The sequence below is a fragment of the Pseudomonas sp. GV071 genome (assembly GCF_003050835.1).
GTDB lineage: Bacteria > Pseudomonadota > Gammaproteobacteria > Pseudomonadales > Pseudomonadaceae > Aquipseudomonas.
Genome location: NZ_QAOJ01000001.1, coordinates 95567 through 111393, shown reverse-complemented (window position 1 = coordinate 111393; position 15827 = coordinate 95567). Strand labels below are relative to the sequence as shown.

The following is a 15827-nucleotide window of genomic DNA, read 5'->3' as shown; positions in this document are numbered from 1 at the left end:
CGCAGCGCACAACAACCAAGAACGGGAAATGAACCATGACGCACCACAACCACACTCATGTACTCCACACCTCGGCACGTATCGCGGTGTCTTTTCTGGCTGCCAGCTGCATCTTCATCAGCGGTTGCGCCAGCACCAGCCCGACCTCGAAAGTCGCTGCCACCACCACTGCCCAGTACTACCCGTCCTGCTATGAGCCGGTGTCGCACCTGCGTGGTACTGAAGACTCGGTGAAGAACTCGGCAATGACCGGCGCCATCGCTGGCGGCCTGATCGGCGGCCTGGCTGGCGGTCTGTCGGGTGACGACCACGCGGCACGCAACGCCCTGATCGGCGCCGCCGGTGGCGCACTGGTAGGCGGCGCAGCCGGTTACTACGTCGAGAAGCAGAAACAGATCACCGACGACAACGAGCGTATCGGTTCCTACGCCACCGACATCGAGCGCAGCACCGGCGAAATGGACCGCAGCGTCGGTTACGCGAAAGCCGCCCAGGCGTGCTACCAGCGCGAATTCACTAACCTGCGCGATGCCCGTAAAGCCAAGAAAATCAGCGAAGCCGATGGCCGCGCACACCTGGCTGAGATCGTCAGCGGTCTGAAAGAAACCAACGCCCTGCTTGCCGCTGCCGATGGCCGCACCGGCGAAGACCTCGACGCCTACACCCAAGCCTACGAAAAAGACCTGCAAGCCACCGGCGTGCAGCGTGACACCGTGGCTCAGGTTGCGACCCCGGACACCACTAAAAAGGTCACCGTAACCAAAGCGCAACGCGCCAAAGTCACCACCCAGGCGGTGTCCACCGAGAAGGCTGCCCAGAAAGCGCAGACCTCGCGTACCGAAAGCCAGAAAGTCGCCACCCAGGGTAAAGCCATCGTCAGCGACGTGTGCAACAACCCGGACATGGGTGACTGGGCGCCGGAAAGCTGCGCCAAGGCGTAACGGGCAGTAAGTGCCTGTTTCAGGGCACCAAGCCCGGCCACTGTGCCGGGCTTTTTTGTCGTGCGGATTTACTTCGTGCGCACATTGGTGATCAGGCGCCCGTGACGAAAAAACCCAGGGAGCCTGGGTTTTTTCGTCATCTACATAGCATCGCCACGCACTGGCCCGTTACATCCAACCGGCAATCCAGATAGCCCTAGAGGAATTGGAGACTGTCGCTGAACTCGCGAAAAAGGTGAACCAGCCAGCCCAGCCACCCCTACCGGTCGCGACAAAAGTCGCGCGGCCATTGCTATCTGTAGTGGCAGATGTAGGGATTGTGAAAGGATCTATGCCAGGTGCGGAAGATGTCCACCGCAAACTTACCACCTCCCCAGCCAGAGGCTGCCCCGCACGTTTAACATCCACAGTGATTGTGAAACCGTGACCAAAGCCGACATTACCGTTTGGAACCGTCACAACAATGGAGTCAGCGCTGAACTCCACCGTCGCTTGACCACTTAGCACACCAACGGATGCAGTTACCTGCCCAAAACCCACTACGTCAGCACTGGTTAGCACCATCGTTGCTTTCCCAGCCGCATTGGTTGTCGACTGAGCGCTCGTTAGATTGCCTAGCGTCGTGCTCCAGTTTACGAGCACACCGGCACCTACAGCGTTGTTGTTAGCGTCTCTCAGGGTGGCGGTAAGTGTGGACGTGCTGTCGTTATATGCCGAAATCAATGTTGGAGCCGCGTCTAACTCCAGAGAAACCGGAGCACCCGCAGTAAAAGACACCTTCGTGGTGTTATTCGCAGGACCGGACTCGGCTCCGACAGTGACGATCTCCACCACTTTAGAGCTGGTCAGCACCATAGTGGCTTCACCCGATTGGTCCGTGACCGAGGTGTCATTAGCTAACACACCGCCCGTGGTGCTCCAGGTGATTACGACCCCGGAACCTACCGCATTGCCGTTGTTATCGGTGACCGTGGCCCTGAGGGTCGACGTGCTGCTCCCGTCAGCCTCAATCGAGGTCGGGGTTGCCACCAGTTCGAGCCCATTAGCACCGGACGCAGGCGCGCCAGGCGTAAAGGTGACTGTTGCAGAATCTTTGGCTGCTCCGGCAACCGCCTCGACCGTGGATACACCGGCTACGGTTGCGCTGGTCAGCGTCATGCTGGCCACACCGGAGTTATCCGTCGAAGAGGTATTGCTGGTTAGCGCACCAGCAGTGGCGCTCCAGGTGACCACAACACCTGCACCGACAAGATTGCCGTTGTTATCGGTAACCGTTGCCCTGAGGGTCGATGTGCTGCTGCCATCAGCCTCAATCGACGTCGGGGTTGCCACCAGTTCCAGTCCATTAGCACCGGACGCAGGCGCGCCAGGCGTAAAGGTGACTGTTGCAGAATCTTTGGCTGCTCCGGCAACCGCCTCAACGGTGGTTACACCGGCTACGGTTGCGCTGGTCAGCGTCATGCTGGCCACACCGGAGTTATCCGTCGAAGAGGTATTGCTGGTCAGCGCACCAGCAGTGGCGCTCCAGGTGACCACAACACCTGCACCGACAAGATTGCCGTTGTTATCGGTAACCGTTGCCCTGAGGGTCGATGTGCTGCTGCCATCAGCCTCAATCGACGTCGGGGTTGCCACCAGTTCCAGTCCATTAGCACCGGACGCAGGCGCGCCAGGCGTAAAGGTGACTGTTGCAGAATCTTTGGCTGCTCCGGCTACCGCCTCGACCGTGGTTACACCGGCTACGGTTGCGCTGGTGAGCACCATGCTGGCCACACCGGAGTTATCAGTCGTAGAGGTATTACTGGTCAGCGCACCAGCAGTGGCGCTCCAGGTGACCACAACACCTGCACCGACAAGATTACCGTTGTTATCGGTGACCGTTGCCCTGAGGGTGGAGGTGCTGCTGCCGTTCGCTTCAATGGAAGCGGGTGTGGCCACCAGCGCCAGACCGGCGCTACCCGCCGCCGGAGCACCGGGGATAAAGTCGACGTTCGCAGTGCCTCGCGCCACACCCGCGCTTGCTTCAACCAGGGCTACACCAGCAGCGCTAGCGCTGGTCAGCAAGGTAGTCGCCACGCCATTGCTATTGGTGGTGGACGTGGGCTGGTCCAGCGTACCGGCACCCGTTGTCCAACTCACGGTTACACCGGCAGAGACGAGGTTGCCTTGGGCGTCTTTGATGGTCGCACTCAGCAGGGAGGTGCTAGCGCCGTCAGCGACAATAGTCGCAGGCGCTGCATCGAGCGTCAGCTCGCTAGGTGTACCGGGAATGAAGGACACAACAGCCGAACCCTTGGCGTTGCCACTGCTGGCTTGCACCGTTGCTTGGCCGGGAACCGTCGAGCTCTTCAACACCGTTGTTGCGACACCCTTGGTGTCGGTTAGCGAAACAGTTCGGTCTACCGTGCCGGACGTAGTGGTCCAGTCCACACTTACGCCTTCGCCGACGAGGTTACCGTGCGAGTCCTTGACGATGGCACTTAACGTCGACGTGCTCACACCATCGGCCACCACGACGTCGGGGGTCGCCACCACATCCATTGCGCTGGCGGCGCCTGCGGTAAAGGCCACTGCGATCGAACGCTTCGTGGAGTTGGCTGTGACTTCAACATTAGCGAGGCCCACGGTAGTGGGGCTGGTCAGTACCACCGACGCCTCACCCTTGCTGTCTGTGGTTGAGGTGTCGCTCGACAATACGCCGGCGGTGGTCGTCCAGTTCACCACCACACCGGCCGTTCTTGCCTGGTTTTGCGCGTCCACGATCTTTACGCTGATCGTGCTGGCACTGACGCCATTGGCGGTAATCGAGTCCGGGCTGGCGACCAGAGTGAATTCCACCGCCTGAACCACCACCGTCATCGTGTTGGAGGTAACTGCGCGCCCCGACCTGTCGATGCCAACCGCCTGCAGGTGGTAGGTGTTGTGGCCAGCATCAACATAGGCAGGCAACTGCAACGAACCCTGTTCACTGCCGTCGTGGGGCGTTGCGAAGCTAGCAGCCGTGCCTGTCCAACTGACGGATTTGAAGTTGGCCGCTCCCGATATGGCGAAGGGCACCACTTTCAATTCGGCATCGGAAACCAGATACGGAAGGCTCATTTGAACCACGTCTCGCTTATGGTCCAGCACGATTTCGTTGTTACGGGCGACCAGGTCGTACCGCAGGTTCTCGCGAAGACGGCTGGCCATTACGTTATCGCCAGACAACTGCCGAGCCAGCGGCACGCCAAGCTGATAGTTGAACGACAGATTGGCCGAGGTATCGGCAAGACCGTCCTTGCCCATGCGGTGGTTTACGCTGAAACCGACCAAGGGAATCGGGTTGTAGATAACGCCAACGCCCAGTGCGCGTGGGTCTTTCTGCCGATCACTGGCGGAGAACAGGCTGACTTCTTTGCCGTAGTACTGTTCGTAAGTCACCGTGCCACCCAATTGCGGGTAGGCCGGCAGGTAACCTTCGGCGCGCACATCCCAGCCCTTGGCAGGGCGTTCCAGATAGTCCGTCAGGTCTGGCGACGCTTGCCAGTTGGACAGAGGCAGATAGCTGTTGGCACTCAGTTTGAGAAAATCTCGCCAGGCCTCTACCCCCAGGCCCATACGGTCGTTTTTGCCGGTGATATCCCGGTCGTAAAACGTGTTGCCACCTAACAGCCAGTTCCCTACGTCGCGGCGATAACCCAGGCCGAGGTTTACGGTGCTGCGGTAGTCTTCGGTGTAGGTGTTCATGTAGCGCACGCCGCTCTGCACGAAGAGCAGGTTCTTGCTTTCGTTATAGAACGGCATCAACAGATCTAGGCTGCCGCCGCGAGTGCCACCCTGCCCTGCCTTGAGACTGAGTTCGGAGGTGATGTGATGGCTGGCGAACCAGTTGCGGCTGGCATCGCTGGCAGCGCCGGACAGCAATCCCACGCTTTGCGCCACGGCTTCTTCGATACCTTGTGTGCGGTTTTGCAGCGCGCGAGGACCAAAGTTTTCATCGGTGCCGACTTGCGACAGCCATTCCGGGGCCGGTTTATGTTCTGGAGGTCGGTTCAACGATTGCGACTGCTTGGCCGCTGCGCTTCCCAGCTCGGGTAACTGGTGTTGCTCTGTATTGGGCGAAGCAGATTGCCCATGTGCCAATGCGGGAGCAATTGGAGAAAACACAACACTAAAGGCGAGATACAGCGTTAAGAGTTTCCGGAGGACGGGGCGCATGGGGGTCGGCTTCCACAAAGCTGATAGCAATTGAGGAGCCGAATTCTCGAGAAAGTGTTTTGATATTGAGGCCGCCCAGATCCTTGATGGTCTTAGGAAGCGTCCTGCTATCGCGCAGTAATGGGCGACGCTCGCCGCTATCGCCCTTAACTTTGCCCGCCAGCGTGAACTGGCGTCAGACACCTGGCCTTGTGCTCTATCTCGCGTATGGAAACGTCATGAACCTTCTTTTTATCTGCAGCAAAAACCGTTTACGCATCCCCACCGCGGAACAGGTTTTTGCCGATTGACCCGGGGGGGGAATACGGCCTAGGCGGGTGTCAATCTTGACGCCGATAACACAGCTTTTTATTGCTGGCTTGGCCCATCAGACGTGCTTGATGCCGCGCACTTCGTCCACACCACGGTTGGCCAGTTGGTCAGCGCGTTCATTGCCGTGGTGGCCGGTGTGGCCGCGTACCCATTTCCAGGTCACGGTGTGGCGGTTCACTTGTTCATCCAGCGCTTGCCAGAGGTCGGCATTTTTCACCGGCTGCTTGGCGGCGGTTTTCCAGCCGCGCTTTTTCCAGTTCACCAGCCACTCTTGCATGCCTTTCATGACGTATTCGGAGTCGGTGACCAGCAGCACGTCGCAGGGGCGTTTGAGTTCTTCCAAGCCTTTGATGGCGGCGGTCAGCTCCATGCGGTTGTTGGTGGTGTCGCGCTCGCCACCCCACAACTCTTTTTCCACCCCTTTGAACACCAGCAATGCGCCCCAGCCGCCAACGCCAGGATTACCTTTGCAGGCGCCGTCGGTGAAGATTTCGATCTGTTCGCTCATTGATTCCGCAGCTCACGGTTTGAATCACGCCGGCTGACCTTGGCCACCGGCATGGGCATCAGCTTGCCCATGGGCGCTCGCTGTGCCTGACGCAATGGGCGCAAACCGACTACCAGTTTGCGCGCCACCAATAGATAGAAGCCTGCCCCCGGCATCTGCCAGGCGCCGCCCCATTGTTCCAGGCGACTCAGGCGCGATTGCCAGGCCGCTCCGGCAAGCGGCGGACGATAGCACCCGAAGCGGCGTTTCTCCAGCGCAAAGCCCAGCAGGCGCAGCCAGTCGGTGACCCGGTTGGGGGCGATGCAACGGGCATCGCCGAGGGCGTCACGGGCGAATACGTGGCGCAGGCCCCAGGTGCTCCAGGGGTTGATGCCGATGATGATCAGATGGCCGCCGGGCCGCACACTGCGGGCGGCTTCGCGCAGCAGGCCGTGGGGCGACAGGCAGAAGTCCAGGCCATGTTGCAGCACCAGCACGTCGGCGGCCGATTCGGTCAGCGGCCAGGCCTGCTCTTCACAGACAATCTCGGCACCGGGCAGTGGCGCGCCGATGTGCACGCAGCGTTGAATCTGTTTGGCACCGGGCGGTTTTTCCGCGTGCGGGCCGTAGTGCACCAGGTAGCCGCCGAAAAAACGCCCCAGCTCGTCTTCCAGCAAACGCCGCTCTTCGCCGAGCATCATCTGCCCCAGCGGGCCATTCAGCCAACCACGGGCGGCGCTGATCAGTTCGAGCCAATCGGGGTCTGCCTGGGCGAAAGCCTTGTCGGTCATAACCGTTCCTCAATTCATGGGCACAGCAATGCACAGCTGGAAAAACAAATAAGGCTAAGATGCGCCAATACCGTCAGCTTAGCGACCCGCGCCATGATACAGATCGATGCCCTACCCGCTTTCAATGACAACTACCTGTGGTTGTTACAAGACACTGCCAACCAGCGCTGCGCCGTAGTAGACCCCGGCGATGCCGCTCCGGTTCTCGCCTGGCTGGCGGCACACCCGGGCTGGCAACTGAGCGAGATTCTGGTGACCCACCACCACTTCGACCATGTCGGCGGCGTCGAGCAATTGAAAACCGCCACCGGGGCCAAGGTCTATGGCCCGGCGCAGGAAAAAATTCCCGGCCGCGACATCGCCCTGGATGACGGCGACCAGATCGAAGTACTGGGCCTGACCCTGCGCATCTTCACCGTGCCCGGCCACACCCTCGGGCATATCGCCTATTACGTCGCCAGCGCACCCACCGCTGCCGGTGTGCCGCTGCTGTTCTGTGGCGACACGCTGTTCGCCGCCGGCTGCGGCCGTCTGTTCGAGGGCACGCCGGAGCAGATGTTCACCTCCCTCAGCCGCCTGGCCGCGCTGCCGGACGATACGGCAATCTACTGCACCCACGAATACACCCTGAGCAACCTGCGTTTTGCCCAGGCGGTGGAACCGGAAAACCCCGAGATCGCCGCGCGTTTCGCTCAGGTCAGCCAGTGGCGCGAACAGGGGCAGATCAGCTTGCCGTCGAATCTGGCCCTGGAGCGGGCGACCAATCCGTTTCTGCGCAGCGAGGTTGCCAACGTCGTCGCAAAAATCGACGAACGGGACGGCGTCGCTCAGCGCCAGCCGAGCGAGGTGTTTGCTCGCCTGCGGGCCTGGAAAGACCAGTTTTAAGTCCATTGCTGCCTAACCAGGCAACCGGTTAAAACTTGACCACATTAGGCGGCGTTCCTAGAATCGCCCGATCTTTTTGCCCGGATCACACCCGCCGCCAATGTCGTCAACAGCCCAGAAGTCCCGGAAATTCGACACATTGGCCCGTCTGGCTCGTGCGCTTCCGATTGTCTTCGCCGCTGTTCTGGCCGGCTGTCAAAGCACTGGCAACAGCCACAATCCCGGCACCTCCAGCAACGTCACCCTGAGCAGCCGCACCCAGCCGCCCGAGTGGATGACCGACACCCCCGGCAGCGACAAACCCCAGGACATGTGGGACCGCATGCGCGCCGGTTTCCAGTTGCAAGATGAAATCGGCATCAACCCGCGCATCGAGCAACAGCGCCTGTGGTTCGCCAGTAAACCCTCTTATCTGGAAAGCGCCAGCGGCCGTGGCAGCCTCTACATTCATTACGTGGTAGAGCGCCTGGAAGCCCACAAAATGCCGCTGGAACTGGCCCTGCTGCCAGTGATTGAAAGCTCGTATAACCCGTTTGCCCTGTCGCGCAGCGATGCCGTGGGCCTGTGGCAGTTCATCCCTTCCACCGGGCGCAACTTCAATCTGCAGCAGACCACTTGGTACGACGGCCGCCGCGACATTACTGCCTCGACCAACGCCGCCATCGAATACCTGTCGCGCCTGCATGAGATGTTCAACGGTGACTGGCTGCTGGCCCTGGCCGCCTACAACGCCGGCGAAGGCACCGTGAGCCGCGCCATCGAGCGCAACCAGCGCCTGGGCCTGCCGACCGACTACTGGAACCTGCCGCTGCCCAAGGAAACCCAGGACTACGTGCCCAAGCTGCTGGCCCTGTCGCAATTGGTCAACGCCCCGGCCGCCTACGGCATCAACCTTGAGCCGATCGCCAACGAGCCCTACTTCGAAGTGGTGGAGTTCGACAAGCCGATGGACCTGACACGCGTGGCAGCCATGGCCGATATCGACAAGGACGAGCTGATTCAGCTCAACCCGGCGTTCAAACGCAACATCACCCGCGGCGGCCCATCGCACCTGTTGGTGCCCCACGAGAAAGCCGAACGCCTGACCACCTCGCTGGCGCAGATTCAACCGAGCGACATCACCGATTTCCAGGAATACCGCGTGCGCAAGGGCGACAGCCTGCACGGCATCGCCAGCCGCTATCAGCTGTCGACCAATGACTTGAAGGAAGCCAATTCGCTGTCGGGCAACAACCTCAGCGTCGGCCAGACCCTGACCATTCCGGTGGCAGGCGGCTTGGCACCGACTCCCTCGCCCTTCCCCGCCACCAGCGCCAAACCCACCGCAGTGGCCAGCAGCACCACCACCAGCGTCAAGCTCAAGAGCTACCAGGTGAAGAACGGCGACAACCTCTGGCAAATCGCCAAGGCCAACAAACTGGATGTGGCGGACCTGCGCCGCTGGAACAACCTGCCCAATAACGCCGTGAAGCCGGGCCAGACCCTGGCCTTGCAAGGCACCCAGCAAGTGATCCGCAGTATTGCCAAGAACAGCCCGGCGCAAGGCCGCGAGACTGTCACCTACTACAAGGTGCAGAAAGGCGACTCGATGTACATGATCGCCAAGCGGTTCAATGTTGAGATGCAGAACCTCAAGACGTGGAATCCGAAGACGACGCATGATCTGACGCCTGGGCAGACGATTACCCTGTACCTCACTGACCGCTAGTTCACTGGATCCCAGCCTGCGCTGCGGTCCGACGATTCGGGATGACGGATGTCTGTGCCGAATCCTCCGTCGTCCCAGCGCAGGCTGGGACCCAGAATCTCCCCAGTGTCGAGCCTCCCGCCCAGCTACTTCTTGGTCAACGCCTCCAGACACCGCCCGGTCAATTGGGTAAAGCGCTGAAACGCCACAAACTGCTCATGCTTCAATGCCCGCCCGGAAATCCGGCTGTCGGCGTAGAGCACGCCAATCTGCCGAGTGCCCGCCATCAGCGGCGCAATAAAGAACATGCCCTGCCCCAGCCATTGGCGAATAGGTTGGGTCACCAGTTCGTTGAGGTTGTAGCTGGCCGGCACCCCCATCCATAGCGCTTCACGGTGGCGCAGCACGTAGCTGAAGATATGCGGCTGCTCGGCTTGCTCGGCCGGCAGCACGAACTCGTTCACCCAGCGTTCGGTCTTCTCGCCGACGGCGCGTTTGACCTTGAAGCGCGTCTGCTCCTCGGCCAGTACTGCCAGCATCACCCGTTCCAGCCCGGCCCCCTGGTGCAGGCCTTTGAACAGGCTGTCGAGAATCAACCCGACGTCGGCCCGCTTGGACACCATCATGCCGAGGTCTTGCAGCGATTGTTGCAGGGTCAGCAGGTCGGGTTGCAGCAGGCGCGCTTTGCGTTGCTCCTGCTGGGTGCGGATCAGTTCAGGATCGGTGGAGGGAATCAGCCGACACAGGGAACTGGCGCCAAAGGTCGCCGCCACTTTCACCGCTTCGTCGGCGCTGTCGAGGATCTGTTGCAGCGCTTCTTCGGCGGTGATGCCGGTGAAAGTCGCCATCTGCTGCACCAGGCCTTCCATTTCCGGTGAGTCCCAGCCTTCCAGCGCCGCCTCACTGATGCGCGCGCCGAGGTGCACGGCAAAGGCAGCCGGGTCGTTATGGTTGCTGCTGTTGTGCGCCATGCTGGCGATTTCGCCAAGGTTCCAGCTTTTCACCAGGCCCTGGGTGAGGTGGCGAAAGCTGGTGCCGAGCACCTCGCGCACCACTTCGTCTTCGTTGATGCCGGGGCGCGCCAGGGCGGTGGCCAGTTCATCCGCCTGCTCACCGGCACAGCCCCAGAACGCTAGCGCGCCGAGGTGATAGAGCAAGGCGGCGATAAACACTTCCTCCTGGTTTTTCGTCAGTACGTAGCCGGCCATGTTGCGCGCCTGCACCGCGGCGTGGAACGAGCGCGCCAGCAATTCATGCAACTGCTCACTGGGCGCCCGCCCCAACAGGCCGTCGATCAGGCTGACCGACAGACCGATCAGGCGCACGTTGTCGAAGCCGATCAGCACGATGGCGCGGGAAATGGTGCGAATCTGTTCCTGGGCGGGGTTGTAGTACACGCTGTTGCCGACCCGCAGCACTTTCGAGGTGAGCGAGGCGTCACGCAGCAGCACGTCGGCCAATTGCTGCACTGACGATTTTTCTGCTTGGGCCAGGCGGTGCAAGTCCTGCACTACGGCGGCCAATGCCGGTAACTCGGCTTGATTCAAACGATCGATCCATGACTGCAATCCATGGGTGCGTGTTGCCAAGATAAAAACCTCGCAAAGCATTCTTTCATTGTCGCCATCGGCCTCTGGAACGGGCCTCTGGGCTTTCTCTTTTTCCAGCGGATACAAGCTGTTACTGTACCGGCACGAAGCCCAATGCCGCTACGGAACGGACCACCTAGCCTGATGCGTTGCCTCCTTTCGCTAATCCTGAGTCTGGCTATGTGCGTTCCCGCTTTCGCGACCATCAGCGAAAGCCATGGTTATGCTCAGTTCGGCACACTCAAGTACCCCGCCAGCTTTACCCATTTCGCTTGGGTCAACCCCGACGCGCCCAAAGGCGGCACGATCCGAGTGATGGCATTTGGCACCTTCGATACTCTAAACCCTTATACCTTCAAGGGTAGCAGCCCTTCGTCTACTCCCAACTTCGCCCAGTACGGGATTGGCGAGCTGAATGAACCGTTGATGGCCGGCACCGGCCAGTACGACCCCTCCGGCGACGAACCGGCCTCCAGTTACGGCCTGATCGCCAAATCGGTTGAATACAGCGAAGACCGCAGTTGGGTGGTGTTCAACCTGCGCCCGGAAGCGCGCTTCAACGACGGCAAACCGGTAACCGCCTACGACGTGGCGTTTTCCTACCGCACCCTGCTCAAGCAAGGCCACCCGCAGTACCGCACCAGCCTGCAGGAAGTGGCGCGGGTGGATATTCTCAACCGCCACCGCATCCGCTTCGTGCTCAAGCGTGCCGGCAACCCGCTGCTGATTCTGCGCCTCGGTGAGCTGCCGGTGCTGCCGCAGCACTATTGGAAAGACCGCGACTTCAAAGCCACTACTTTCGACGCCCCGGTGACCAGCGGCCCCTACCGGATCACCGCCGTCAGCCCTGGCCGCAGCCTGGTGTTCGAACGGGTGAAGGACTGGTGGGGCAAAGACTTGCCAGTGAACCGCGGCAAATACAATTTCGATCGCATGGAAGTGGAGTTCTACCGCGACAGCGACGTGGCGTTCGAAGCGTTCAAGGCCGGTGAGTTCGACTTCTATATCGAGCACCAGGCGAAGAACTGGGCCAACGGCTACCGCTTTCCGGCGGTGAAGCGCGGCGACGTGATTCGCGCGCAGCTCCCGCACCAGATCCCCACCCAGACCCAGGGCCTGTTCATGAACAGCCGGCGCAGCACCTTTGCCGACAGCAAAGTGCGCGAAGCCATGGGCCTGATGCTGGATTTCGAGTGGACCAATCGCACCCTGTTCAACGACTCCTACTCCCGCGCCACCAGCTATTTCCCCAACAGCGAATTCAGCGCCAGCGGCAAACCCGAAGGCCAGGAATGGTTGCTGCTCTCGGCGTACCGTGAGCAACTGCCGGCCAGCCTGTTCAGCACCCCGTTCAGCGTGCCGAAAACCCAGGGCAATGGCATTCCTCGGGAAACCCTCAGGCGCGCCCTGGGTCTATTGGCCGACGCCGGCTGGAAACTCAACGGCCAGCGCCTGCAGAACGCCCAGGGCGAGCCGCTGCGCTTCGAGCTGCTGCTGGTCAACCCGAACCTTGAACGCATTCTTCAGCCGTATGTGGAAAACCTCGCCAGCATCGGCGTGCAGGCAAACTTGCGCACCGTCGACCGGGCGCAATATAAACAGCGGCTGGACCAATTCGACTTCGACATGATTCTGATGACGCTGCAGCAAAACCTCAGCCCCGGCCTCGAGCAATGGCAGTACTTCCACTCCAGCCAGGCCAGCGTCAAAGGCAGCAAGAACTATGCAGGCGTGCGCAGCCCGGTGGTCGATGGTCTGCTGGAAAGCCTGCTGGCCGCCCAGACCCGCGATGAACAAGTGGCCGCCACCCGCGCCATGGACCGCGTGCTGTTGTCACAGCACTACATGATTCCCAACTGGTACCTCAACTACCACCGCCTGGCGTACCGCAACCGGTTCGCCTTCGTCACCACGCCGCCCTACACCCTCGGGTTGCGCGCCTGGTGGCTGAAGCCCACGGAGAAGGCCCTATGACCTTGTTTTTGCGCACCGTGCTGCGCGTTGGCAGTGGCGCCCTGCTCGCCGGCTTCTGCCTGGCTGCCGCAGCGGCGCCGCAACATGCCATCACCCTGTACGACGAAGCGCCGAAGTACCCGGCCAATTTCAAACACTTTGATTATGTGAATCCGGACGCGCCGAAAGGCGGCACCTTGCGATTATCCGGCAATGGCGGTTTCGACAGCCTCAACCCGTTCATTCCCAAAGGCGTCGCCGCCGAGCAGTTGGGCCTGGTTTATGACAGCCTGACCTACCACTCCCCCGACGAGCCTTTCACCGAATACGGGTTGCTGGCCGAGAAAATCGAAAAAGCGCCTGACGACAGCTACGTGCGGTTTTTCCTTAACCCCAAAGCCAAGTTCAACGACGGCACGCCGGTAACGGCTGAAGACGTGATTTTCACCTTCAACACCCTGCTGAAAAGCGGCGACCCGATGTACCGCAACTACTACGCCGACGTCGACAAGGTGGTGGCCGAAGCGCCACTGACCGTGCGCTTCGACTTCAAACATGCGGGCAACCGCGAGCTGCCGCTGATTATCGGCCAGCTGCAGATTCTGCCGAAACACTGGTGGGCCACCCGCGACTTCAACAAGGCCAATCTGGAAATCCCCCTGGGTAGCGGCCCGTACCGCATCACCCATGTCTCGCCCGGTAGCAACATCCGTTTCGAACGCAACAAAGACTGGTGGGGCAAAGACCTGCCGGTAAGCCGCGGCTACTACAACTTCGACACCATTCAGGTCGACTACTACCGCGATATGTCGGTGGCCCTGGAGGCTTTCAAGGCCGGGCAGTTCGACTTCAACCTCGAGTACTCGGCCAAGGACTGGGCCACCGGCTACGACTGCCCGGCCCTGCGCGACGGCCGCATCATCAAGGAAGCGCTGCAAAACCAGAACTCGGTGGGCATGCAGTCGTTCGCCTTCAATATTCGCAGGGCGAAGTTCCAGGACCCGCGGGTGCGTGAGGCCATCGGCCTACTGTTCGACTTCGAGTGGTCGAACAAGCAGCTGTTCTTCGGTTCCTACAAGCGCAACAGCAGCTACTTCGAAAACTCCGACATGGCCGCCCACGAACTGCCAGACGCCGCCGAGCTGAAGCTGTTGGAACCGCTGCGCGGGAAGATCCCCGAGCAGGTGTTCACCGAAGTGTTCAAATCGCCGGTCACCGCCGGCGACGGCATGATCCGCGAGCAGAAGCGCAAGGCCTACAAGTTGCTGCTGGAAGCCGGCTACAAGATCGAAAACGACAAGATGGTCGGCCCCGACGGCCAGCCGCTGACCTTCGAATTCATGCTCTACCAACTGAACCTGGAACGCGTGCTACTACCGTTCATGCGCAACCTGGCGGAGCTCGGTATCGACATGCAGATTCGTCGCGTCGACGCCTCGCAATATGTAAACCGCCTGCGCTCGCGGGATTTCGACATGACCACCGCGACCTGGGGGCAGTCCAACTCGCCAGGCAACGAGCAGCGCGAATACTGGCACTCCAGCAGTGCCGACAGCCCGGGCAGCCGCAACTTCATCGGCCTGCGTGACCCGGCCATCGACACCTTGGTGGAGGGCCTGATTCGCGCCGAATCGCGGCAAAGCCTGATCACCCACGCCCGCGCCTTGGACCGCGTGCTGCTGTGGGGCAACTATGTGATCCCCAACTACTACATCGACACCTGGCGCATCGCCCACTGGAACAAATTCGGTCGCCCGGCCATTACGCCGAAATACGACTTCGGCATGATGACCTGGTGGCAAAGCAGCGAGAAAGCCGAGGGCAACGCCCCGCTGGCAGCCGAGCAAGCGGGCAGCGACCCGGCACCGCAGGACGCCGCCCCCAAGGAAACCGAATAAATGCTCGCCTACATTCTGCGGCGCTTGCTGCTGATCATCCCCACCCTGCTGGGCATTCTGCTGCTCAACTTCGTCATCATCCAGGCCGCCCCGGGCGGCCCGGTGGAGCAGATGATCGCCAAGCTGGAAGGCTTCGAAGGCGCCACCAGCCGGATTTCCGGTGGCGGCTCCGAGGTTTCGGTGGCTGGCTCCAACTACCGCGGCGCGCAGGGCCTGGACCCGGAGCTGGTGAAGGAAATAGAGAAGATGTACGGCTTCGACAAGCCGGCCCCGGAGCGCTTCTGGCTGATGCTGAAAAGCTATGCCCAGCTCGATTTCGGCGACAGCTTCTTCCGCGATGCCAAGGTGGTCGACCTGATCGTGGAGAAGATGCCGGTATCGATCTCGCTCGGGCTGTGGAGCACGCTGATCATGTACCTGGTGTCCATTCCGTTGGGCATCACCAAGGCCATGCGTAACGGCAGCACCTTCGATGTCTGGACCAGTTCGGCGATCATCGTCGGCTATGCGATTCCGGCGTTCCTGTTCGCCATTCTGCTGATCGTGCTGTTCGCCGGCGGCAGCTACTACGACTGGTTCCCCTTGCGCGGGCTGACATCCAATCACTTCGACCAGTTGAGCATGGGCGGCAAGATCCTCGACTATTTCTGGCACCTGGTATTGCCGGTGACGGCGCTGGTGATCGGCAACTTCGCCACCCTGACCTTCCTGACCAAAAACAGCTTTCTCGACGAGATCAACAAACAGTACGTGGTCACCGCGCGGGCCAAGGGCCTGACCAACAACGCGATCCTCTACGGCCATGTATTTCGCAACGCCATGCTGCTGATCATTGCCGGTTTTCCCTCGGCCTTTATCAGCATCTTCTTTACCGGCTCGCTGATGATCGAGGTGATCTTCTCCCTCGACGGCCTGGGCCTGATGAGCTTCGAAGCGGCAATCAACCGCGACTACCCGATCGTCTTCGGCACGCTGTTCATCTTTACCCTGCTGGGGCTGGTGGTGAAGCTGATCGGTGATATCACCTACACCTTGGTCGATCCGCGGATCGACTTCGCCAATCGGGAGGGTTGAGAGTGGGCACTGG

10 protein-coding genes are annotated in these 15827 nt (G+C 60.8%); 6 read left to right on the top strand and 4 right to left on the bottom strand.

The features are described 5' to 3' along the window. The first annotated feature begins 35 nt into the window (after window positions 1-35). Window positions 36-941 (top strand): type VI secretion system-associated lipoprotein TagQ, encoded by a 906-nt coding sequence (gene tagQ / locus C8K61_RS00480; RefSeq protein WP_108094117.1) that lies wholly within the window; start codon window positions 36-38, stop codon window positions 939-941. 168 nt (window positions 942-1109) lie between these two features. Here the strand turns inward: tagQ and C8K61_RS00475 are convergent, their stop codons facing one another. The 3 genes from C8K61_RS00475 to C8K61_RS00460 all read right to left on the bottom strand — a co-directional run bounded on the left by C8K61_RS00475 (window position 1110) and on the right by C8K61_RS00460 (window position 6728). After that, window positions 1110-5138 (bottom strand): Ig-like domain-containing protein, encoded by a 4029-nt coding sequence (locus C8K61_RS00475; protein ID WP_108094115.1) that lies wholly within the window; start codon window positions 5136-5138, stop codon window positions 1110-1112. Between the two features lie 367 nt (window positions 5139-5505). Next, the gene (gene rnhA, locus C8K61_RS00465; protein ID WP_108094113.1) at window positions 5506-5958 is read right to left on the bottom strand and encodes a ribonuclease HI; all 453 of its coding nucleotides are present in this window, start codon (window positions 5956-5958) and stop codon (window positions 5506-5508) included. Beyond that, window positions 5955-6728: a methyltransferase domain-containing protein gene (locus C8K61_RS00460; RefSeq protein WP_108094111.1), complete on the bottom strand. Its 774-nt coding sequence runs from the start codon at window positions 6726-6728 to the stop codon at window positions 5955-5957. The genes rnhA and C8K61_RS00460 overlap by 4 nt, the downstream gene beginning before the upstream one ends. Before the next feature lie 93 nt (window positions 6729-6821). Between C8K61_RS00460 and gloB the strand changes: the two genes are divergently transcribed. Together gloB and C8K61_RS00450 are read left to right on the top strand one after the other, a co-directional pair. After that, window positions 6822-7613, top strand: coding sequence for a hydroxyacylglutathione hydrolase (gloB, locus tag C8K61_RS00455; protein ID WP_108094109.1), 792 nt, complete (start codon window positions 6822-6824; stop codon window positions 7611-7613). Window positions 7614-7713: 100 nt separating this feature from the next. Continuing rightward, window positions 7714-9321: a lytic transglycosylase domain-containing protein gene (locus C8K61_RS00450; RefSeq protein WP_108094107.1), complete on the top strand. Its 1608-nt coding sequence runs from the start codon at window positions 7714-7716 to the stop codon at window positions 9319-9321. A 125-nt stretch (window positions 9322-9446) separates the two neighbouring features. Here the strand turns inward: C8K61_RS00450 and C8K61_RS00445 are convergent, their stop codons facing one another. Continuing rightward, window positions 9447-10868 carry an HDOD domain-containing protein gene (locus C8K61_RS00445; protein WP_108094105.1) on the bottom strand — a complete coding sequence of 474 codons (1422 nt, stop codon included), beginning with the start codon at window positions 10866-10868 and terminating at the stop codon, window positions 9447-9449. A gap of 165 nt (window positions 10869-11033) precedes the next feature. On the opposite strand from C8K61_RS00445, the gene C8K61_RS00440 reads away from it, so the two are divergent. From C8K61_RS00440 to C8K61_RS00430, 3 genes are read left to right on the top strand one after another with little or no spacing between them, the layout of a single operon-like run. Next, window positions 11034-12863: an extracellular solute-binding protein gene (locus C8K61_RS00440; RefSeq protein ID WP_178086397.1), complete on the top strand. Its 1830-nt coding sequence runs from the start codon at window positions 11034-11036 to the stop codon at window positions 12861-12863. Next, window positions 12860-14740: an extracellular solute-binding protein gene (locus tag C8K61_RS00435; protein WP_108094103.1), complete on the top strand. Its 1881-nt coding sequence runs from the start codon at window positions 12860-12862 to the stop codon at window positions 14738-14740. The genes C8K61_RS00440 and C8K61_RS00435 overlap by 4 nt, the downstream gene beginning before the upstream one ends. Then, a complete protein-coding gene (locus C8K61_RS00430; protein WP_108094101.1) occupies window positions 14741-15814 on the top strand; it encodes a microcin C ABC transporter permease YejB in 1074 nt (357 codons plus the stop codon). It begins immediately after the preceding gene. Window positions 15815-15827 lie beyond the last annotated feature (13 nt).